The 736-nt window shown below is 41.3% G+C and carries 1 protein-coding gene; it reads left to right on the forward strand.

Going from position 1 to position 736, the window contains the following annotated elements:
- Positions 1-90: 90 nt before the first annotated feature.
- Positions 91-736 (forward strand): IS30 family transposase (locus ES765_RS21510; RefSeq protein WP_171017408.1); only part of this gene is annotated, 646 nt, incomplete at its 3' end.

Genomic DNA, 736 nt, shown 5'->3' on the forward strand with positions numbered 1-736 from the left:
TCTAAGTTCAAGTCATAAGTGCAACACGAATATTTAAAACAGATGGGGCTAGCCCCATCTGTTTTAGGCTCAATATTTATATTCGTTTTGATGAAACATTACAAACAATTGACCTTAGAGCAAAGGTATCAAATATCGGCATTATTGAAAGCTGGTGCGACCCAAACTAGCATAGCTAGCATATTAGGGGTCGATAAGAGCACTATTTCAAGAGAGCTAAAGCGGAATACTCCTTCTCGAGGCAGAACGGCAGGTGTTTATATTGGTGGGCACGCTCATAATAAAACGCTTTATAGGCATAGGACGAAACATAAACAGGTACACCTTAGTGAGGCCTTGAAACGGCGAATAGCCGGATTGTTGGCATACGAAAAATGGAGTCCTGAACTGATTGCCAAAAGATTATCGAAGGAATCCGAACATTGTGTCAGCCATGAGACCATTTACAAGTGGATATGGATTGCCAAACATAGTAATCACACAAAGCACAGGGAATACAAAGATATTCATAAGCATTTGCGCCATAATGGAAGAAGGCAGAAACGCAAGAATCAAAAAGACAACCGTGGCGCCATTACGGGACGGGTCTCCATAGAGCAAAGACCAAGTGTGGTAGATCAACGAAAAAGAATAGGGGATATAGAAGTTGACCTAATGATAGGAAGCAACCATAAATCGGCCTTATTGGTCATGACCGATCGAGCAACGCTTGTAACAATGATAGAGAAACTTACAA

Origin of the sequence: Maribacter sp. ACAM166, assembly GCF_005771495.1 — a bacterium.
GTDB lineage: Bacteria > Bacteroidota > Bacteroidia > Flavobacteriales > Flavobacteriaceae > Maribacter.